The organism is Microbulbifer maximicatervae (SeqCode), from assembly GCF_056231245.1.
Genome location: NZ_CP174334.1, coordinates 1,843,477 through 1,859,893 on the forward strand (window position 1 = coordinate 1,843,477; position 16,417 = coordinate 1,859,893).

Annotated in this window: 13 protein-coding genes; 3 read left to right on the top strand and 10 right to left on the bottom strand. The window is 50.6% G+C overall.

Annotation, left to right across the window (positions count from 1 at the left end; translation table 11 throughout):
• Positions 1–394: 394 nt before the first annotated feature.
• From ACJJIS_RS08005 to ACJJIS_RS08050, 10 genes are all read right to left on the bottom strand, one after another.
• Positions 395–595 carry a hypothetical protein gene (locus ACJJIS_RS08005; protein ID WP_475709952.1) on the bottom strand — a complete coding sequence of 67 codons (201 nt, stop codon included), beginning with the start codon at positions 593–595 and terminating at the stop codon, positions 395–397.
• 255 nt (positions 596–850) lie between these two features.
• Entirely contained in the window at positions 851–1,186 is a 336-nt protein-coding gene (locus tag ACJJIS_RS08010; RefSeq protein ID WP_475709953.1) for a TusE/DsrC/DsvC family sulfur relay protein, read from the bottom strand.
• A gap of 6 nt (positions 1,187–1,192) precedes the next feature.
• The gene (tusB, locus tag ACJJIS_RS08015; RefSeq protein WP_475709954.1) at positions 1,193–1,486 is read right to left on the bottom strand and encodes a sulfurtransferase complex subunit TusB; all 294 of its coding nucleotides are present in this window, start codon (positions 1,484–1,486) and stop codon (positions 1,193–1,195) included.
• Position 1,487: 1 nt separating this feature from the next.
• Complete coding sequence (gene tusC / locus ACJJIS_RS08020) at positions 1,488–1,850, bottom strand: sulfurtransferase complex subunit TusC (protein WP_444933470.1); 363 nt, start codon at positions 1,848–1,850, stop codon at positions 1,488–1,490.
• A gap of 2 nt (positions 1,851–1,852) precedes the next feature.
• Positions 1,853–2,245 (bottom strand): sulfurtransferase complex subunit TusD, encoded by a 393-nt coding sequence (gene tusD, locus ACJJIS_RS08025; RefSeq protein ID WP_444933469.1) that lies wholly within the window; start codon positions 2,243–2,245, stop codon positions 1,853–1,855.
• Positions 2,246–2,310: 65 nt separating this feature from the next.
• Complete coding sequence (locus ACJJIS_RS08030; protein ID WP_475709955.1) at positions 2,311–2,994, bottom strand: Bax inhibitor-1/YccA family protein; 684 nt, start codon at positions 2,992–2,994, stop codon at positions 2,311–2,313.
• Between the two features lie 239 nt (positions 2,995–3,233).
• Positions 3,234–5,663 (bottom strand): endonuclease/exonuclease/phosphatase family protein, encoded by a 2,430-nt coding sequence (locus ACJJIS_RS08035; protein WP_475709956.1) that lies wholly within the window; start codon positions 5,661–5,663, stop codon positions 3,234–3,236.
• A gap of 10 nt (positions 5,664–5,673) precedes the next feature.
• A complete protein-coding gene (locus ACJJIS_RS08040) occupies positions 5,674–6,948 on the bottom strand; it encodes a glycosyltransferase (RefSeq protein WP_475709957.1) in 1,275 nt (424 codons plus the stop codon).
• The gene (locus ACJJIS_RS08045; RefSeq protein ID WP_475709958.1) at positions 6,945–9,188 is read right to left on the bottom strand and encodes a glucosidase family protein; all 2,244 of its coding nucleotides are present in this window, start codon (positions 9,186–9,188) and stop codon (positions 6,945–6,947) included. Before ACJJIS_RS08045 ends, ACJJIS_RS08040 begins: the two co-directional genes overlap by 4 nt.
• Positions 9,188–9,895 carry a TVP38/TMEM64 family protein gene (locus ACJJIS_RS08050; protein WP_444897631.1) on the bottom strand — a complete coding sequence of 236 codons (708 nt, stop codon included), beginning with the start codon at positions 9,893–9,895 and terminating at the stop codon, positions 9,188–9,190. The genes ACJJIS_RS08045 and ACJJIS_RS08050 overlap by 1 nt, the downstream gene beginning before the upstream one ends.
• A 367-nt stretch (positions 9,896–10,262) precedes the next feature.
• Here ACJJIS_RS08050 and ACJJIS_RS08055 point away from each other — a divergent pair, with 367 nt between their 5' ends.
• The 3 genes from ACJJIS_RS08055 to ACJJIS_RS08065 are packed head-to-tail and all read left to right on the top strand — an operon-like array spanning position 10,263 to position 16,389.
• Positions 10,263–11,585, top strand: coding sequence for a TolC family protein (locus tag ACJJIS_RS08055; protein WP_444914050.1), 1,323 nt, complete (start codon positions 10,263–10,265; stop codon positions 11,583–11,585).
• Positions 11,586–11,588: 3 nt separating this feature from the next.
• Positions 11,589–12,698, top strand: coding sequence for an efflux RND transporter periplasmic adaptor subunit (locus ACJJIS_RS08060; RefSeq protein WP_444897629.1), 1,110 nt, complete (start codon positions 11,589–11,591; stop codon positions 12,696–12,698).
• Between the two features lie 10 nt (positions 12,699–12,708).
• Positions 12,709–16,389, top strand: coding sequence for an efflux RND transporter permease subunit (locus ACJJIS_RS08065; protein WP_475709959.1), 3,681 nt, complete (start codon positions 12,709–12,711; stop codon positions 16,387–16,389).
• The last annotated feature ends 28 nt before the right edge of the window (positions 16,390–16,417 follow it).

Consider the following 16,417-nt stretch of genomic DNA (forward strand, 5'->3'; position numbering starts at 1 on the left):
GCCTGAATCTTTACTTGTTTAATGGAGAGGGAGTACTGGGGCGTATTGCTTTCTAGTGAGCGCTTAGTTACACGACTAGTGTAACATTTTGATAGAGTTGAGGTCGATATAGGCCATGTAGGCAGCGACAGCGCCTTGATCCAGCTTAAATCGACCTTTTCAAAAGCGACCTGTGCACTTGTCTTCAGTGTTAGCTTGGCGAGCGGCAGACTTATTTAAGCAGTACATAAACCAGCTGATATCCGTTAAGTGTTCTCGCCATATCAAAGCAACATTTTCTAGTACCTTAAGCTCGCAGGGATCAAGAGCATCACTGTTTAGATAGCGCTGGGCCAAATTAGAGGCTTTGAATATTTTTTGCCAATATAGAGTGCTACACGAAAGTGATTACTCATTACGGCATAGGTGGTAATATCCAGGGAAAAACTTCAGCCAACTTATGCATACGGTTTTCAATCCACTCACGACGATAATCATTATCTTTTCCAGATACAGTATCTCGACCACAAAGGAATGCTCGCCGTACACAGCGGAATACGCAGTGGTAATAGGTTGTTTCATCAAGAGATATCTGGGTGCTTCGCGGTAGAGTCATCGGCTGTGCGTGCACTTGCTGGATAAATGTCCAGAATTTGCGATTATTTCTTGATTGGCCTTAAGTCCTGTCTGTGTAAGAGGATGAACTTAAGTAAGAATTTTCAGTTGCCAAGGTTGCCCTTTTATCCAAGGGGAGCTGCTCATTTCCTTAGGGGTTGCTCATCTTTTGGGAGCAAAATCAGCTGATATTGGTTGATAGTCTAGCGTGTAGCTGACCAGGCAAGCACTGGCTAGCCTGGCCAAGCATAGGGTGTTACAAGCAGTTGGTCGGCTTAGGTAAGCCGGCAATTTTACTGGCCACTTTAGCTGGGCTTGGGGGGAAGAGCTGCATCAAGTAAATACTGCGGCCCTTTTCTGCACCTAGATGCTGGCCAATATATTTTACCAGCGGGCGCATAGCGGGGGAGAGTTCAAACTCGCGGTAGAATTCTTGCAACAGTTCAATAATTTGCCAGTGTTCTTCGGTTAGCTTGATGTCCTCAGCACTGGCTAACTGAAGGGCGGCGTCCCGGCTCCAGTCGCTGAGGTTGCGCAGGTAACCCTCCTTGTCCAAGGGGATTTCCTGGCCATTGACTACTAGGTTGCTCATTTTTTGTTACCGAAACCAGCTGACTATGGGTTGATGCTCGGTACAGAGCTGTACCCAGCGTGCATCATCGATCATTTCCACTCTATCCATGTTTACTGCAAGTTGCTGCTGGCCTCGGGCAGTAGCGTCTGCTTCAAGGCAGAAAACTTGGGTACTTGGCACCGTTTCCAGAGCCTCGTGCCTTAGCGCATAGACACCATCTTCAATAAGCAGGAGCGAGTCATCCTGAGCAAAAGCACCCAGGCATTCTTTAAGGGCACTGCTGGTATAAGGGGATTTACTGACAATATGCAAAGTCATATCAGAAGCTCAATACGGTGAGGTAGGCGGCGATCAGTGAGCCAGTATCTTTTACGGTTTTAGTTTCTACGCCGGCAACCTGGATCTGCTCCAGGGTGATATTGCGTTCAGCGAGGCTTTTCTCACAAACGAAAAACTGCTCAATGCCAAACATCGGCAGAGCCTGCAAGTTGCGTCGCAGGCTTTTCTGGCCGATATCCGCAGGTGATTGCTGGTCCAGCAATTGGAATACCCCATCGCCGAGAAATAGCAGGTCCATGTCCTGTTCCATCGCCGCCGCTGCCAGTGCGGCTTCGATACCTTCCCGCGCCAGGGCATTGCCGTAGGGGGCGGTGCGGCATAGGGCCAATGATTTAGTACTCATGCTTAGCCTCCAAAGGTAATCAGGCGATCGGAGTTGGCGACAGCGTCGGATAGTTGGCCGAGTCCAGCCAGCTCAAAACCCTCAGCCAAGTTGGCGGCGGGTCTTTCCAGGCGCTCGGCCTCTCGCTGATTCAGCACACCGCGCCGTTGCGCAGCGGCAATACAAACTACCAGGTCCAATTGGTGCTGGTGGCCCAGTGCCTGCCACTCTGAAGTCAGGTCAGTTTCGTCCTGGGGAGGGGCGGCAATGGCATTGCTGTTTTGTACGCCGTCGCAGTAGAAAAACACTCGATAAATTTCGTGGCCTTGCTCTAGGAGGGCTTTGGCAAACCGGAGTGCACTGGATGAAGACTGGGTGCTGTGGGGGGCTGAGTAGATGGCTAGGGAAAACTTCATAGGGGGCCAAATAGTAAAATGCCCCGCGGTGCGGGGCATTGTGACTTGCTCAACAAAGCTGTTGCTTAGTCGTCAGAAGATGCGAATCCAAAGATGTGCAGCAAGCTGGTGAACAGGTTGAAGATGTTCAGGTACAGGGAGGCGGTAGCCATCAGGTAGTTGGTCTCGCCACCGTTGATGATGCGGCTGGTGTCGTACAGGATGAAGCCAGACATCAGCAGGGCAACAACGCCACTCAGGGCCACGCTAAACAGCGGCATGTGGATGCCGAAGAAGCCAGCGATGATAACGCCCAGGAAACATACCAGTACTGCGATCAGGCCAACGGCCAGGAAGCCGCCCATAAAGCTGAAGTCTTTGCGGGTAGTCAGTACGTAGGCAGACAGGGCAAAGAAGATCAGGGCAGTGGTGCCCAGGGCTTGCATAACGATCTGGCCGCCGCCAGCCATGCCCAGGTAGTGGTTAAGCAATGGGCCAATGGAGGCACCCAGCAAGCCGGTAAATGCGAATACAACACCAACGCCTGCGGCGGAGTTTGCTGTGCGCGGTAATACGAACCAGATGAGGGCCAGGGCTCCCAGGGAGCAGACCAGGCTCATGCCACGACCCATGCCAATAGACATGGAAATACCGGCGGTAATGGCACTGAAGAGAACGGTCATTGCCAGTAGGGCATAGGTATTGCGCAACACCTTCGCCGATTCCGAGCGATCCAGTGCGCGGGTTTGAGTATAAGCTTGCGGTTGCATTTAGCGACTCCTGCTATTAAGTGATAGAAGAATCATATAGCTCGCAGTGGGGACCTTCAAGTCGGGAAAACCCTTTTAGCGTCCGTCTGCCAGTCTCTATGAATTCACAAAAACCCTATATTTTTAAAGGATTTATTCAAATATTCTCCGCTTATTGTGGGGGCTGTGGGGCATTTTTCAAGTGTTATCGCTCGGGTTGGAGGGTGCGAAGAGTGTGGGGCTCGATAAACCGAGATCGATTACTTTCCACCCTTGATGGGTAGGTCGATATCCACGATCAATGGCAGGTGATCTGAGGCTTGGCGGGTCAGCGATGTCCTGGGCACCCGTACCCGTTTCACATTGAGTCCCGCACTTAGGAACATGTGATCAATACGGACCTTTAGGAAGGTCCCTTTGGGGTTGTGGCGGGGCGCCTGTTCCTGGGCATCCCTGAGATAGCCTCCGAGTCGCTTGCACTCGGCAGAGTTGGGTAGCGCGTTGAAGTCTCCCAGTAGCACTCGCTCTCCGGTGCAGCGGGGATTGCTGAGCCATTCGGGGCCGAGAAGGGCATCCACCTGGCGCAGCCGCTCTGCACGGGATAACCCCAGGTGGGTGTTGATAATCTGGATAGGTTTGCCATTGGCTTCGATTTCCACCCAAACAGCTCCACGCGGTTCGTCTGCAGCGGGGTTAAAAAGTCCCCCTTTGCCGGAGGGAGGGCCGGGCAAAATCCCTTTCTTGATGAGCCGGGCGGGGAGATGGGTGAGGATCGCATCACCGTAGCGCTCCTCTTTCATATTTATAGTGGGCTGGAAGTGCAGGTCCATTGCCAGTAGGCGAGCAAGTCTTTCGGCCTGGTCGAGGCCTCCGGTGCGTTTGCGCATGACATCCAGTTCTTGTAATGCCACCACATCCGGGCGATAGCGGGCAATTACCCGGGCAATTCGCTGTGGGGAGAGCTTGCCATCCAGCCCTCGGCAACTGTGCACGTTGTAGGTCATGATGCGCAAAACAGTTTTTGGCATCCTGTGGTTATCTACCTTCATGGGGCGGGCGCCACGGAGGTAGGCGCGGGCTGTGGAGCGCAGATCCTGCGGGCGCCAGTAGCCCCGACTGGGGTCTGGGGGCTGGATATCCTCTGGCATCAGGGCGAAGGCATGGGTCTCATTGGGGCCAGAGCCGCCGTGACTGCCATTTTCCATGGCGAAAGTCATGGGTTGCCGCATACCAGCACACCAGCCGTACATCATAAAGTCGCCAGAGTCCGGGTGCCGGCACAGGCTGGCCATATCCTCTGCGGCTTCAACCGGGTAGGGGTGTTCGTCCCCCATCAATTTGCGGCCGTCTTCAGGAAGCTTGATGGGGCCATCTTTCCACCACCCATGCACTGGTGAGGAAGCGGGGGAGGATGGGTCTTCCAGATAGAGTACTAGGGGCACTTTGGCTTGCTCCACCATCCTTTTGGCGGCATCTGCCCGGCTGGTACCGTTCAGATCAATGTTGTACAGCATCGCGATTGGGCCCAGGGCCGCTATGGCAGTAGGCGTTCTATCGCCCTCTTGCGTGGATTCCTCTTCGATGCTGCTTTTGTCCATCCACTCACTGCCGAACAGTCGAGCTCGCTCGAAACGGACCTTTTTGGGGATGGTGGTAGATTTGATCTGCGGCGCTGAAGGTAAATTGGATAGAGCTTCCGAGAGGGCATCGCCAAGACTGCGCCCGTTGACCTCTTCATAGGCCACTGTTTGTTCCTGGCCGTGGTCTGAAAAAATCCACACATCGTAGTGCCGCCGTTCGGAGCTGTGTGCAGCCTTCCAGATTTTGGCTATCGCACTATCTATGCCTTTTAGCACCCAGTGCGCGAATGCTGACTTTGGCCCGCGCCGGTGTGATTGCTCATCGTAACCGAGCAGGTTGATATAAATAATCGGCAGGCCGCGGGTGATATCAACTTTTACCCCCATGGTGCACAGCTCTCTAGTGAGAATGGTGATGCCTACCCGTGTGGGGATAAACAACAACTCCTTAATCAGGTTTTGGCCGGCGATAATCCCGCGTACGCAATCAATCAGGGATAGAACCAGTTCAATCAAAATTAATGCAGTGGTGCGAACAAGGCTCCAAATATTGGTGACAATCAGGATGGCGATTGCCATCGGGCTGGCTTCGCGCAGGGCCGGGCCCCATCCCTGGTCGGCGGGGCAGAAGTGCGCTTCACCGGTTTTTGTTCCGGCTTTAAATAGGCTGAGATAACAGCTGCCCCCTCGCAATAGTGGATCGCGGTGTTGAGTCTTAATTCTTTTTTCGACCAGGGCGGCAACCTCAGGATCGTACATCCGTCCGAGTTTTTGCGTTTCGTGGACGAGGAAGCCAAATGCAGGTACGGCCTGGCGCACTCCATAAAAAAGTTCGGCCTGTACTGCAGGAGTTGTCGATGGGACTCCCGGGTACATATGCTCCAGGCGATAGTGCTCTTTTCTGATTAGCCGCTTCAGAAATGGCATTCGCCCTCGGGCCAGTGCTTTGAGAAGTTCGGGGTAGGCCAGTCCGTCAATCTGGATCAAAATTAGCCCTGGGGCATGGGGGCTGTTTGGGTTGGTGGATAGTCCGAGCAAGCGAGTAATCCACTCGCTGCGACTGAGTCGGCGGCGCCAGCGTCTGATTGATAGTCCGATACGGCTTAACATAGTTTCTGGACTAACGCTTGGGTGGTTGATTCAAGGCTGCGCCTGCGGCTTCTGTGAAGCCCTCGAAAATCTCCCACTGTATGGTGATTAATTTTCCAGTGCGTATACATCGCGCATAAATAGAGTTATCGAGCGGCCAGTTGTAGTGCACGAGGGGTTGATAGAGATCCAGTGCACGCTGGGCACAGCTATTCATGGAAAAGTCCTGGGCCGTAATTCTGGCTTCCTTAATCATCTGTTGGCGGTGGTCGTCAGACAGGTTGTGGAACCAACGTATCGCGGCGACAAAATCATTGAGCGATTCTTTGGTTACCAGGCAGCCGTTAATACCTTGCTTCAATATATCTCTCGATCCATTGGCTTCCAGGGCGATCACGGGAACCCCAGAGGCCATTGCCTCAGACAGCACTAGACCTTGGGTTTCAGTAGTGGAAGTAAATAGGAAGGTGTCCATTGCGCTATAGACATCCCGGCGGGCATCACCAATGACTTTCCCTGGCATATGTACACGTTGCATTAATTTTTTGTCGGTAAAAAACTGCTGGAGCTGATCTTCCAGTGGGCCGCTGCCAGCGAGAAGAAAGTGTGCGGATGGATATTCCTGTAAAAATTTGGCGACGGCCTGACAAAGAAAAACCAGGTTTTTTTCCTTCCCAAAGCGGCCCAGGTGTCCCAGCAAGAATGCTGATGCGGGTATTTTCAGTTTTTTCCTGAGCTTATTGCCTTCTCCATGGGCGTATTGCTCTGGGTGCACTCCCGTAGGGACTTCCGCGATTGGAGTTTGTACCCCTCGCTCCCGGAGAAGTCTCACAACACTCAGGCTTGGGGCCAGGACCAGATTTGCTTTATTGGCGAAGCGGGTGGCAACTTCCATTACAAAGCGTTTGAGTGCTTGTGAATCTCCCATCAAGTTGTGGGTGTAGTGCTCGTACAATGTGTGATGGGTAAAAACGAGCGGTAGCTCGCGCTCTCGCGAAATACGTAGGGCGGTCAGCCCCAGGAGAAAAGGGTGGTGGGCATGGAGGATATCCGGACGGAATTTATCCAGGGCATCATTCAAGACGCCTGAGAATGGCAGTGCCATGGAAAAGTCGGTGCCATTAAAATTCTGGATTGAGTGAATTCTCAGAACATGTTCTTCATCGTCAGACTTTTGCGGGAACTCAGGTGCGATGACCAGTACTTTGTGCCCACGTTTGCGATATTCCTCACTGAACGCGGCGACGGAGTGCGCAACGCCGCCCACGTGAGGTAAGTAGGTGTTGGTGAGCATCACGATATTCACTTGGGGCTCAACTCCGCACTCTGCGATTCGTCGGTGATCAGCACTGGCCGGAAGCCGATGGCCTTAATGGCGATAGGCGGGGGCTTACCATGCCAATCGGCAGCCCAAGAGACCGTTGGCGTGGAGCCTGGTTGAATCTCCAGGGTAACCAATCCAAACCGGGTTGGCGCGGGCCCAAAGCGGATGGGCTGATCTGAGTCAGTACCTTTGAGCCACTCGGGGGGTAGCCCGGAGATGAGAACCAGAGCGTCCTGCTCTTCGCGGACAAAGCAATTGCGTTGCATCGCCACCCACTCAGCCGCTGCCCAGGCGTGCTGTCCATCCCCCATGCATCCGCCGAGAGAATGGGGGTGGATGGCTTCCGGCCATTGCCCTGTTGGCGATGCCAGTTCTGCCACACTGCGCATAAGGTCAATACAGCGGGCATCTCCAGCGCGAAGCAATACCTGGGCAATGTGGAGAGTGAGGTAGGCGTTAATGCCGGAATGGATCATGTCCTGGAAAAACCCGCCGCTCACAAAGCACTTTTCCATCAGGTATTCCGCCAGGTCTACCAACCTCGGGTCCTCTGGTGGGTAGAGTTGCAAGGGATAGCCTGCGGCGATTGACCCTACGGCACCGGCATCCAGGCGCCGGTTTGGTGAGGCTGGCATCGCGGGGCGGCCCAGGCGGTCCTGCGCATCCTGCAAGCTTTGATCGATAGTGCGCTGGAAGTCGCTGGCAGCGGTATTGAAGCGGTGGGCGTTGTCATCCATACCTTCGCGCGTGCAAATACTGGCGGCACTCTGCAGGCCGGCGACGCCCCAGAAGTCGTCCCAGTAGTAGCAGTCGTTGGGCCCCAGGTGTTCTGCACTGAATCCCGCAGGGAGCAGGCCCCCACAGGGGCTGCCATCATTCGGCAGACGCTTGTTGATAATCCATTTGGCACCCCTGACGACAGGCTCGCACCACGGCTGCTTTAAGGGTTTGCCGGTTAATTCACAGTAGAGATTGAAGATCCAAAGGGCTTCACCATTGGAGTCCCATTCGCCGTCCTGGGAGTGAAAAAAACCATCCCGCTTTTGCCGGTGGGGAAATTGCTCCAGAGCTCTTTCTGCACGGTCTGTCAGTCCGGCATAAAGCAGCGATTGAATCATAAATGCCGCGTCCCGAAACCAAAACCGTTTGTAGGTGTAAGGGCCTGGGTAGACATCTTTGGGAGAATGGAGAATAAGGGTGCGTATTGCCGAGTCGTAGAGAAACTGAAACTTTTCGTCGGGAACGGTCAGGGCGCAGTGACCTTCCAGGACATGTTCCCAGCAAAGGGGAGAGCCCTGTTTACTCTCCTCTGTGACCAGGGGGATAGCAACCTCAATCTTGCGGGATTTTCGGTCTTCGATGCGAAACATAGCGGCCGCGGAGGCCATGCCAATATCGCAGAGCCCCTCGCGATTGCTCTCTTTGTCGCGGAGATGGAGGTAGATATCGCCGCGCTTGTAATTGGACGCCAAGTGCTTGTCCACCGGTTGACTGAACTCCACTGCAGACTTGTCTTCAATAAGCCAATTGCGCCCGCTGTCGCCCAGGCGAACCTTGTGAACAAAGCTGACGCCCTCTGGATTGCAGGGGCGCAAGACCACCATTAACCAGCCGCCTCCCGGACACTGGGCATTGAGTTCAAGCACACAACGGGGATGGCCCTGGAGCAAGCTCGCTGAAGCCCTGTTATGTAACTTAAGACCCCGGCGGTGGGATTCGGTGACTATCGCAATATCATCTCCCAGCTCCTGGTGCTGGTTGCAGAAGCCGAGGGTGGAAGGCGTTAGCTCTTCACCGCTATCACTGATGACCCAGACATCGATAGACCAGCCATCGTAGTGAGGTGTAAGTAGGCCTCGGGGGTCGACAATCGGCAATTCTTCGCAGTCTGGTATACCTACAGCGGTCCAATTGCGGTGGCTCAAATTGCAGTGGCTAATGGAAAAAGCTCGAGGGATAAACGACTTGTCATAGGGATCGAACTGGCGCTGAATCCAGTAGGGCCACACCCAGTCCAGGTTGTGTTGTATGACTTTACTGTTGATCAGTGCTCGAGCGTGAAATACCGCCCCTGCGCGTAGCAGCTCGATGGGTTCACTCACCTCTGAAGGCTCGGCAAAGCGCTGTAGATGCGCCATCAATGTGAGTGGATCAAGGAAACCGTGAGCGGTGGCAAAGCGGCGTACGAAGAAGCGCCAAGGTAGCCATTTCATCCAAGGCATCAGAGGTCCTCTTCTTTAATAATTCTTTTCAAAGCTCGGCGAGCCATTCGAGTGAGCCCGATTAGTGCGATGACGGCCAGGGCGAATCCGGCAATATAAAATCCCCACTGAACTGGAGTGCGTTCCTCAACCTTGCCCAGGGAGGTGAGGTCTGCTGCGATGGAGCCGATGTAAACGTTGTGCAATGTAAGGGGGATAATTCCAAGGAAATTTCCGATCACAAAGTCACGCAGTCGAACTGGAGTCAGTCCAAAGAAGTAGTTCGACAACTTGAAGGGAAATAGGGGAACCAGTCGGGTCAACATGATCATTTGCCAGCCCTCGCGACGAATCACTTCGCCAACAGTCGCGGGCTTGATATGAGACATAACCCACCGAGAGGGCTTCTCGCCAAGAAGGTAGCGGGCGATAAGAAATGCGAGGGTTGCCCCAAGTACGGTGCCGGCAATAACCAGTAGAGTTCCTTTTATAACGCCAAATACGAACCCCGCCCCCATGGTAAAAATGACGCCAGGGAGTAAAAAGACGATTGCTGCGGCCACAATTAAGATAAATAGCAAACTTGTCTGCCAGCCCTGCTCATTGAGCCACTGCATCAGCTCAATAATCTGATCATCCAGGTCAAAATAAACCAATAAGCTCAACACCCCAGCCACGGCGATAGTGCAAACCGCGAGAATCAATAGAGGAATAAACTTCACCGCCATAGGGTTTTCCACGGAACCAAAGAAATACGGTTTTGATTGCCGCCATTAACTAGCCTAGCTAAAGGATCACGACAGGTGATGCTTCTTTATGGCGTCTACACAGTTTCTGTTCGGAAAACTGATGGGAGGGGGCTGCCCGCTCTAAGAGGTGCTGGTGTTTTCGAAAATGAATCTCTAGTCGCCAGTCGGTGGAATATAAACTTACTAAGTTATTAAAAATATGAATATTGTCCAAGGGGATAAATAGGAATCCGCCAGTCTGGGGCCAGCAGTCCGGCCAGTGGCTGTCAACAGATATACTTACTCGATCCTAAATTTATTTGCGCAGTGAGCAGATTTAAATTGTTGCTGGAAATAGAGGTGGCCGTTGTTCGAGTGCGCGCTCGCAATACTGCTGACTGGCGGCGGAGCCTGGAGCTATGCCAGCGAGCCGGTTTTGACCCTGGAAGATGCCGTCGATTTGGCAGTGACAGCTAATTTACGGGTTCAGGCGGCTGCGCTTGAAGTTAATGAGGTTTGGGATGACGTCGAGGCATTAAAAACAAAGCGCTATCCCCGGCTGGAAATGAATGCAGGGATAATCGACAACCTAACACGCCAGAGGTACACCTTTGATCGTGGCGTTTTTGTGCAGAATTCTCCGATAGGCCCTATCCCCCCTAGGGATATAGAGATCACATCAGAGGAAGGTGTGACCAAGACCTTCTCCGTCAGCGCGACTCAACCTATCACACAGTTGTACACCATAGAGCTAGAGATTTGTGAGGGCTACGTTGTCACTGAAATGGCAGAGGAAAAGGTTCGCTTGGTGCAGCAGGATATAGGCTACCTCACCAAGATCCAGTATTTTGAAATTGGCAGAATCCTTGGTGATTTACAGGCCGTAGATGAAGCCATTATCTTCCTTACCTCATTGAGTGAACTTGTAGGGAATTATGTTGCACAACAAGTTGCCCTCGAGTATGAACTTTTGGATGTGCGAGCACGCCTGGCCCAGCGCAGGCTGGAGCGCCAGCGCCTTACCGATGAGATGGCGACAGCGAAGGAGCGTCTCAATGCGTTGATGGCCCGGGATGTTGAGACCCCCTTCAATATTCAGAGCCTTCCAAACCCACATCATTTAGCGTTCGATGTCGAAACCTCTTTAGGGCTTGCCTTTGAGCAGCGTCCAGATCTCGCGGAATCAGAGTTGTCGATTGAGCGGGCTGAATATAGCTACGATGTGAAAAAGTCCGAGTACATCCCCGATATCGATTTGAATATTGAGTACCTAAAGCTCTATGACGTCAGGTTGATACCCGATGCCGAAGCTTTTATTGCCCTGGAAATGCGCTGGGAGTTTTTTGATTGGGGGCGGAAACGGGATGAACTGTCCAGTCGTGCCAATAAAATTCTTGAAGCGGAAAAAAAGTCTGAAGAGGTTCGAAATCGAATAGAAATAGAGGTTCGTGAGAGTTTGCGTCGCTTGCGTACTTCTCAGGAGTCTGTGGGGGTTGCGCGGGAATTACAGGCAGCTTATAGGGAGAAAGTGCGGGTAATGACAAATCGTTACCGCGAGCAAGCTGCCGTCCTGAGTGATGTCCTGGAGGCGGAGAAGCAGCTTTTTCGTGCGAATAGCGACTACAACCGCGCGGTACTGTCTGTATGGGGAACCCTGGCTGAATATGAAAGGTCGGTGGGGGAGGTGTGATAAATGCGCGTTATCAGCCTCTGTATTATCGCTATATTTGTGGTGGTTGGTGGTTGCCACCGCCAACCACCGGAAAGAAAGCCTACGCCGGTGGAAGTTTTTGTTGCCCGCTCGCAAGACGCTGCAGCTGGTTATCCCTACTCTGCAGTCGTCAATCCTTATACGCAAGTTGATGTAGCATTTCGTACAGAGGGCTATGTACGTGTAATACCCTCGCGAAAGGCACTTGGGCAGACTCGTTTGCTGCAAGGAGGGGATTACGTTAAACGCCATGAAGTATTGGCGAAGATTGATGACGAGCAATATAGAGATCGCGTGGTGGAATCCGCTGCAAATGTGAGTAAAGCAGAAGCAGAGAGGCGTAAAGCTGACCTAAATTACAAACGGGCAACTGCGCTTTTTGCCACTGCTAGTATTACCGCGCCTGATTATGATTCAGCCAGGGAAGAGTATGAAATTGCGCAGGCGGCAGTAGTTGGCAGTAAGGCCCATTTGGACAGGGCAGAGGAAGAGTTACGAGATACCGTACTGCGCTCTCCGCTGACTGGAATTATCCTGCAGCGTAACATAGAGGTGGGCACATTGGTTCACTCGCAGTCGGTTGGCTTCGTTGTGGCTGATATTTCCCGCGTTAAGGTTGTATTTTCCGTACCGGACATCGTGTTGAGTTATGCTCCACTGGGCAGTGTGGTGTCATTGCGTACAGAGTCTTTACCAGACCTTACATTCAAGGGCATGATCACTGAAGTTTCGCCCATGGCTGATCCCCGCACCAGAGTTTTCGCAATTACGGTCACTGTTGACAATCCAAAAGCGCAATTACGGGTAGGAATGATTATGTCTTTGGCCCTGGATAAAATACCGATACCTCCAGATAGGGTCGTCATACCGCTCTCATGTTTAGTAGCTCATCCTGGTAAATCTAAAGGATTCGCTGTATTTGTGCTGGAAAGAGACAAGGAATTATTGCGAGCAAAACTAAGAAAAGTGCTCCCGGGGCAAGTGGTTGGCAATGATATTGTCATTATCCAGGGGTTAACTGAGGGCGAGGAGGTTGTATCAACTGGTGCTGCCCAGCTCAGAGATGGGGAAGCTATAATTGTCGTGCCTTGAGGGCTAGGGAATGACAGATCAGGAAGAAAAAAGACAGGCAGAAATTATTGAGGCGGAAAGTCACCACCGTTTCAATACTGCTCGTTTTTTTGTAGACAACCCAAGTATTTCCGCTGCATTGCTGGTCACTATCCTGGTATGGGGGGTAGTTGCTTATCTCTTTATGCCGAAAAGCAAAGATCCAGATATTCCTGTGCGTATTGCTGTAGCAACAACTCATTGGCGTGGACAATCTGCAGTAAGAGTTGAAGAGTTGGTAACTCGAAAAGTTGAAGAGGCGATAGCGCAGAGTGAATATCTCCACGAGCCGGATTCACGGACCTTTGCAATAAAGTCCCTTACATTAAATGGTGTCTCTATAGTACAAGCGCAGTTAGCACCGAAAACCGATGTCACCAAGGCATTTAATGATCTAAATCTGAAGCTGATTGATGCTCAGCAGCAATTACCATCTGGAGCTAGCAAAATTTCTCTGAACTCGGAGTTTGGTGATACTGCAGCTATATTACTCAGTGTTGCTAGCCCCCGTGCAGGGCCAACTGAAATTACATTGCGTGCGGAGGATATTAGGGAAGGTATTTCAGAGGTTCGAGGGCAAGAGTCAAATAGTAAGGGACGGGTGAGTATTGTTGTTGCCCTTCCTTTGTCTTTAGCAGATACGTACTCTGCTACAGGCCTATGGATTTTTGCTAACTGGCTGGAGGCCCAAGGATACGGAACGAATTTTGAAGTATTAAATGGGGCTGGCTACCTTGGGGTGGATTTTTTATCTGATAAAAGTAACAGTGAAATACTAGCGGCTACAAAGCTCTACCTATCCGATAGGCTAAGTGCCCAGCGCTTTTTTCCCGATGCTTGGGACCCTTTCGTAGTTCGTAACCTGGCCAATACTCGTGACAATTTAATGAAAGTGGCAGGTGCGAAATATAGCTATCGTCAACTTGATGATTTCTCTGATCTTATTGCAGCAAATATAAGAGCCATTCCTGAAGTGAAAAGGGTGTTAAGAACTGGCGTACTCACCCAAGAAGTGAAGCTGCTGTATTCGCAGGAGAGGTTGGCCTCCTATGGGCTGCGACCGGATATGATTGCCCCTATTCTAAATTCCCGCAATACAACTATTCCCGGCGGCACCATTATTTCGGATGATTTGGGTATCGCGATTATGCCCAGTGGTGAATTTAATAACCATGAAGAAATTGCCAATGTCCCGGTAGCTTTGAGTGATACAGGAACGCCGGTGTATTTGCGAGGAATTGTCGATATTATTATGGGGTATCAAGCACCACCGCCCCTGTTAAATTACTATGTAAATAAAGATGAAAATGGAGAGTGGCAGCGTAGCCGCAGCATAAATCTCTCTGTGCAGATGTTGGATGGTAAACAAATAGGCGAGCTTGGTCGCAATGTTAGCACAGTCTTGGAAAAGGTTAAGGTTGATTTACCAAAAGACCTTATTATTGAAAGAGTTTCTGATCAGCCGCGTCAAGTGCGAGAGAGTGTAAGCCTCTTTCTAGAAGCTTTGATAGAGGCAATTATTTTAGTGGTGATAATTGCGTTTATCGGGTTTTCAGATTGGAGATCTGCTGTACTGTTAATGATATCTATACCAGTAACACTGACAATGACCTTTGGATTTATGCAACTGCTGGGGATTGATATTCAACAGGTGTCAATTGCTGCGTTAATAATAGCTCTGGGCCTTTTGGTAGATGATCCAGTAGTTGCGAGTGACGCGATTAAACGACAAATGGCATCCGGTAAACCCTCTATTATTGCTGCTTGGTTGGGCCCAACTTTGCTGGCTAAGGCGATTTTCTTTGCGACATTGACAAATATTGTTGCGTATTTGCCGTTTTTATTGCTAACGGGTAACCAGGGGGATTTTCTGCATAGTCTTCCTATTGTGATGGTTTGTGCTTTGGTTGCATCCCGCATTGTTTCCATGACATTTATCCCTTTTCTTGGGAATACGTTATTACGCCCGCCGGACCAAACGGAGCGCAGCTTGGAGGTGCGGCGGAAAGAGGGGCTTACCGGGCACTACTACCGAACAGCAGATTGGGCTATAAGTAACAGAAAGATTGTTATATTAATTGCTTTAGGCATCCTTGTATTGGGTGTTGTTATAAAAAGCCAGTTGAGGAATGCATTCTTTCCCGCTGATGTTCAGTATTTATTTTATGTTGATGTCTGGTTGCAAAATGATGCGAGTATTGATGCAACGGATAATGTAGCAAAGGTCGCAGAGGAAATAATTAGAGAAACTATCGAAGAGTATCAGCGGGAGTATGTAAAAAATAGTGATGGACCCATATTGGAGGGGATTAGCAGCACTTTAGGTGGTGGGGCGCCACGTTTTTGGTACACCTCTAATCCTCAACAAAAGCAATCCAATTATGGGCAGATTATCGTTCGATTAAGTGATAAGTATCTGACACCTATTCTAGTTCCAATTATCCAGGCTGCTCTTTCTGAACGAATCCCTGGAGCGGAGTTAGATGTTCGCCAGCTACAAACAAGTACTGTTGATCACCCTGTTGAGATAAGAGTTTCTGGGCGAGTTGCTGTTGGGTCTTTGGAGGAGGAGAAGGATATAGCACTTCTGCGAGAATATGCTGAAAAAGTTAAAGAAATTATTGAGAAGTCTCCCTATGCTCGCGTGGTTCGCGCTGATTGGGCAGGAAAAAGTCTAGTAATGAATATGAATGTGCTAGAAGATCGAGCTGAGATGTCGGGCGTAACCAATGCTGATATCGCTCTGGCATCGTCTTCAGGTTTTACTGGGTCTACAGTGGATACCTTGCGTCAGGGAGATAAGGAAATACCTATTGTTGCTCAGCTTCGATTGGCGGAACGTGGACAGTTGGAGGATGTCAATAATCTATATGTATTCGCATCTGATAGCGATATTCATATTCCATTGCGACAAGTGGCAACCACTTCCATTCTCTTTTCGACAGAAAGAATATATAGATTGGAAAAGTTTCGAACGATTACTGTTTATGCATTTCCATATTCCGGGTTCATTTCATCAGATATTATGTCTGGTGTTCAAAAAGAGTTAAAAGAACTCTCAAATTCTTTGCCTGCTGGATATCAATTGCAGATATCTGGAGATGCAGCCAGTACTCGTCATGGATTCTTGCAATTACTAATGATCATGGCTGTTTCCTCCAGTGCAATATACCTTGCTTTGGTATTCCAATTTAGTAGTTTGATAAAGCCTCTGGTAGTGTTCGCCACGGTTCCATTAGGTATGGTGGGTGCACTAATAGCGTTGTTTATATCTGGTCAGCCATTTGGATTTATGGCGTTTTTAGGGATAGTGAGTCTAATAGGCGTCATTGTCAGTCATATTATTGTCCTATTTGATTTTATTGAGATGCGTCATACTGCAGGAGATTCGCTTCGTCAGGCATTACTTGATGCAGGTATTCTTAGACTGCGCCCCATTTTAATCACTATTGCGGCGACTACCTTCGCCTTGATTCCCTTAGCTATTCACGGAGGCCCCCTCTGGCGGCCATTATGTTTTGCGCAAATTGGCGGCCTTATCTTGGCCACTTTTGGAACACTATTTTTGGTGCCGGTCATCTATACAACTATGGTAGAGGACTTAAAATGGATTAAGTGGACTGAGCGTAAGCCAAAGAAAGGGAGCGATCCCAGTGACTTGGTGACTACCTAAGTCATGTTTTCCCTTCCCTGGGGAATGT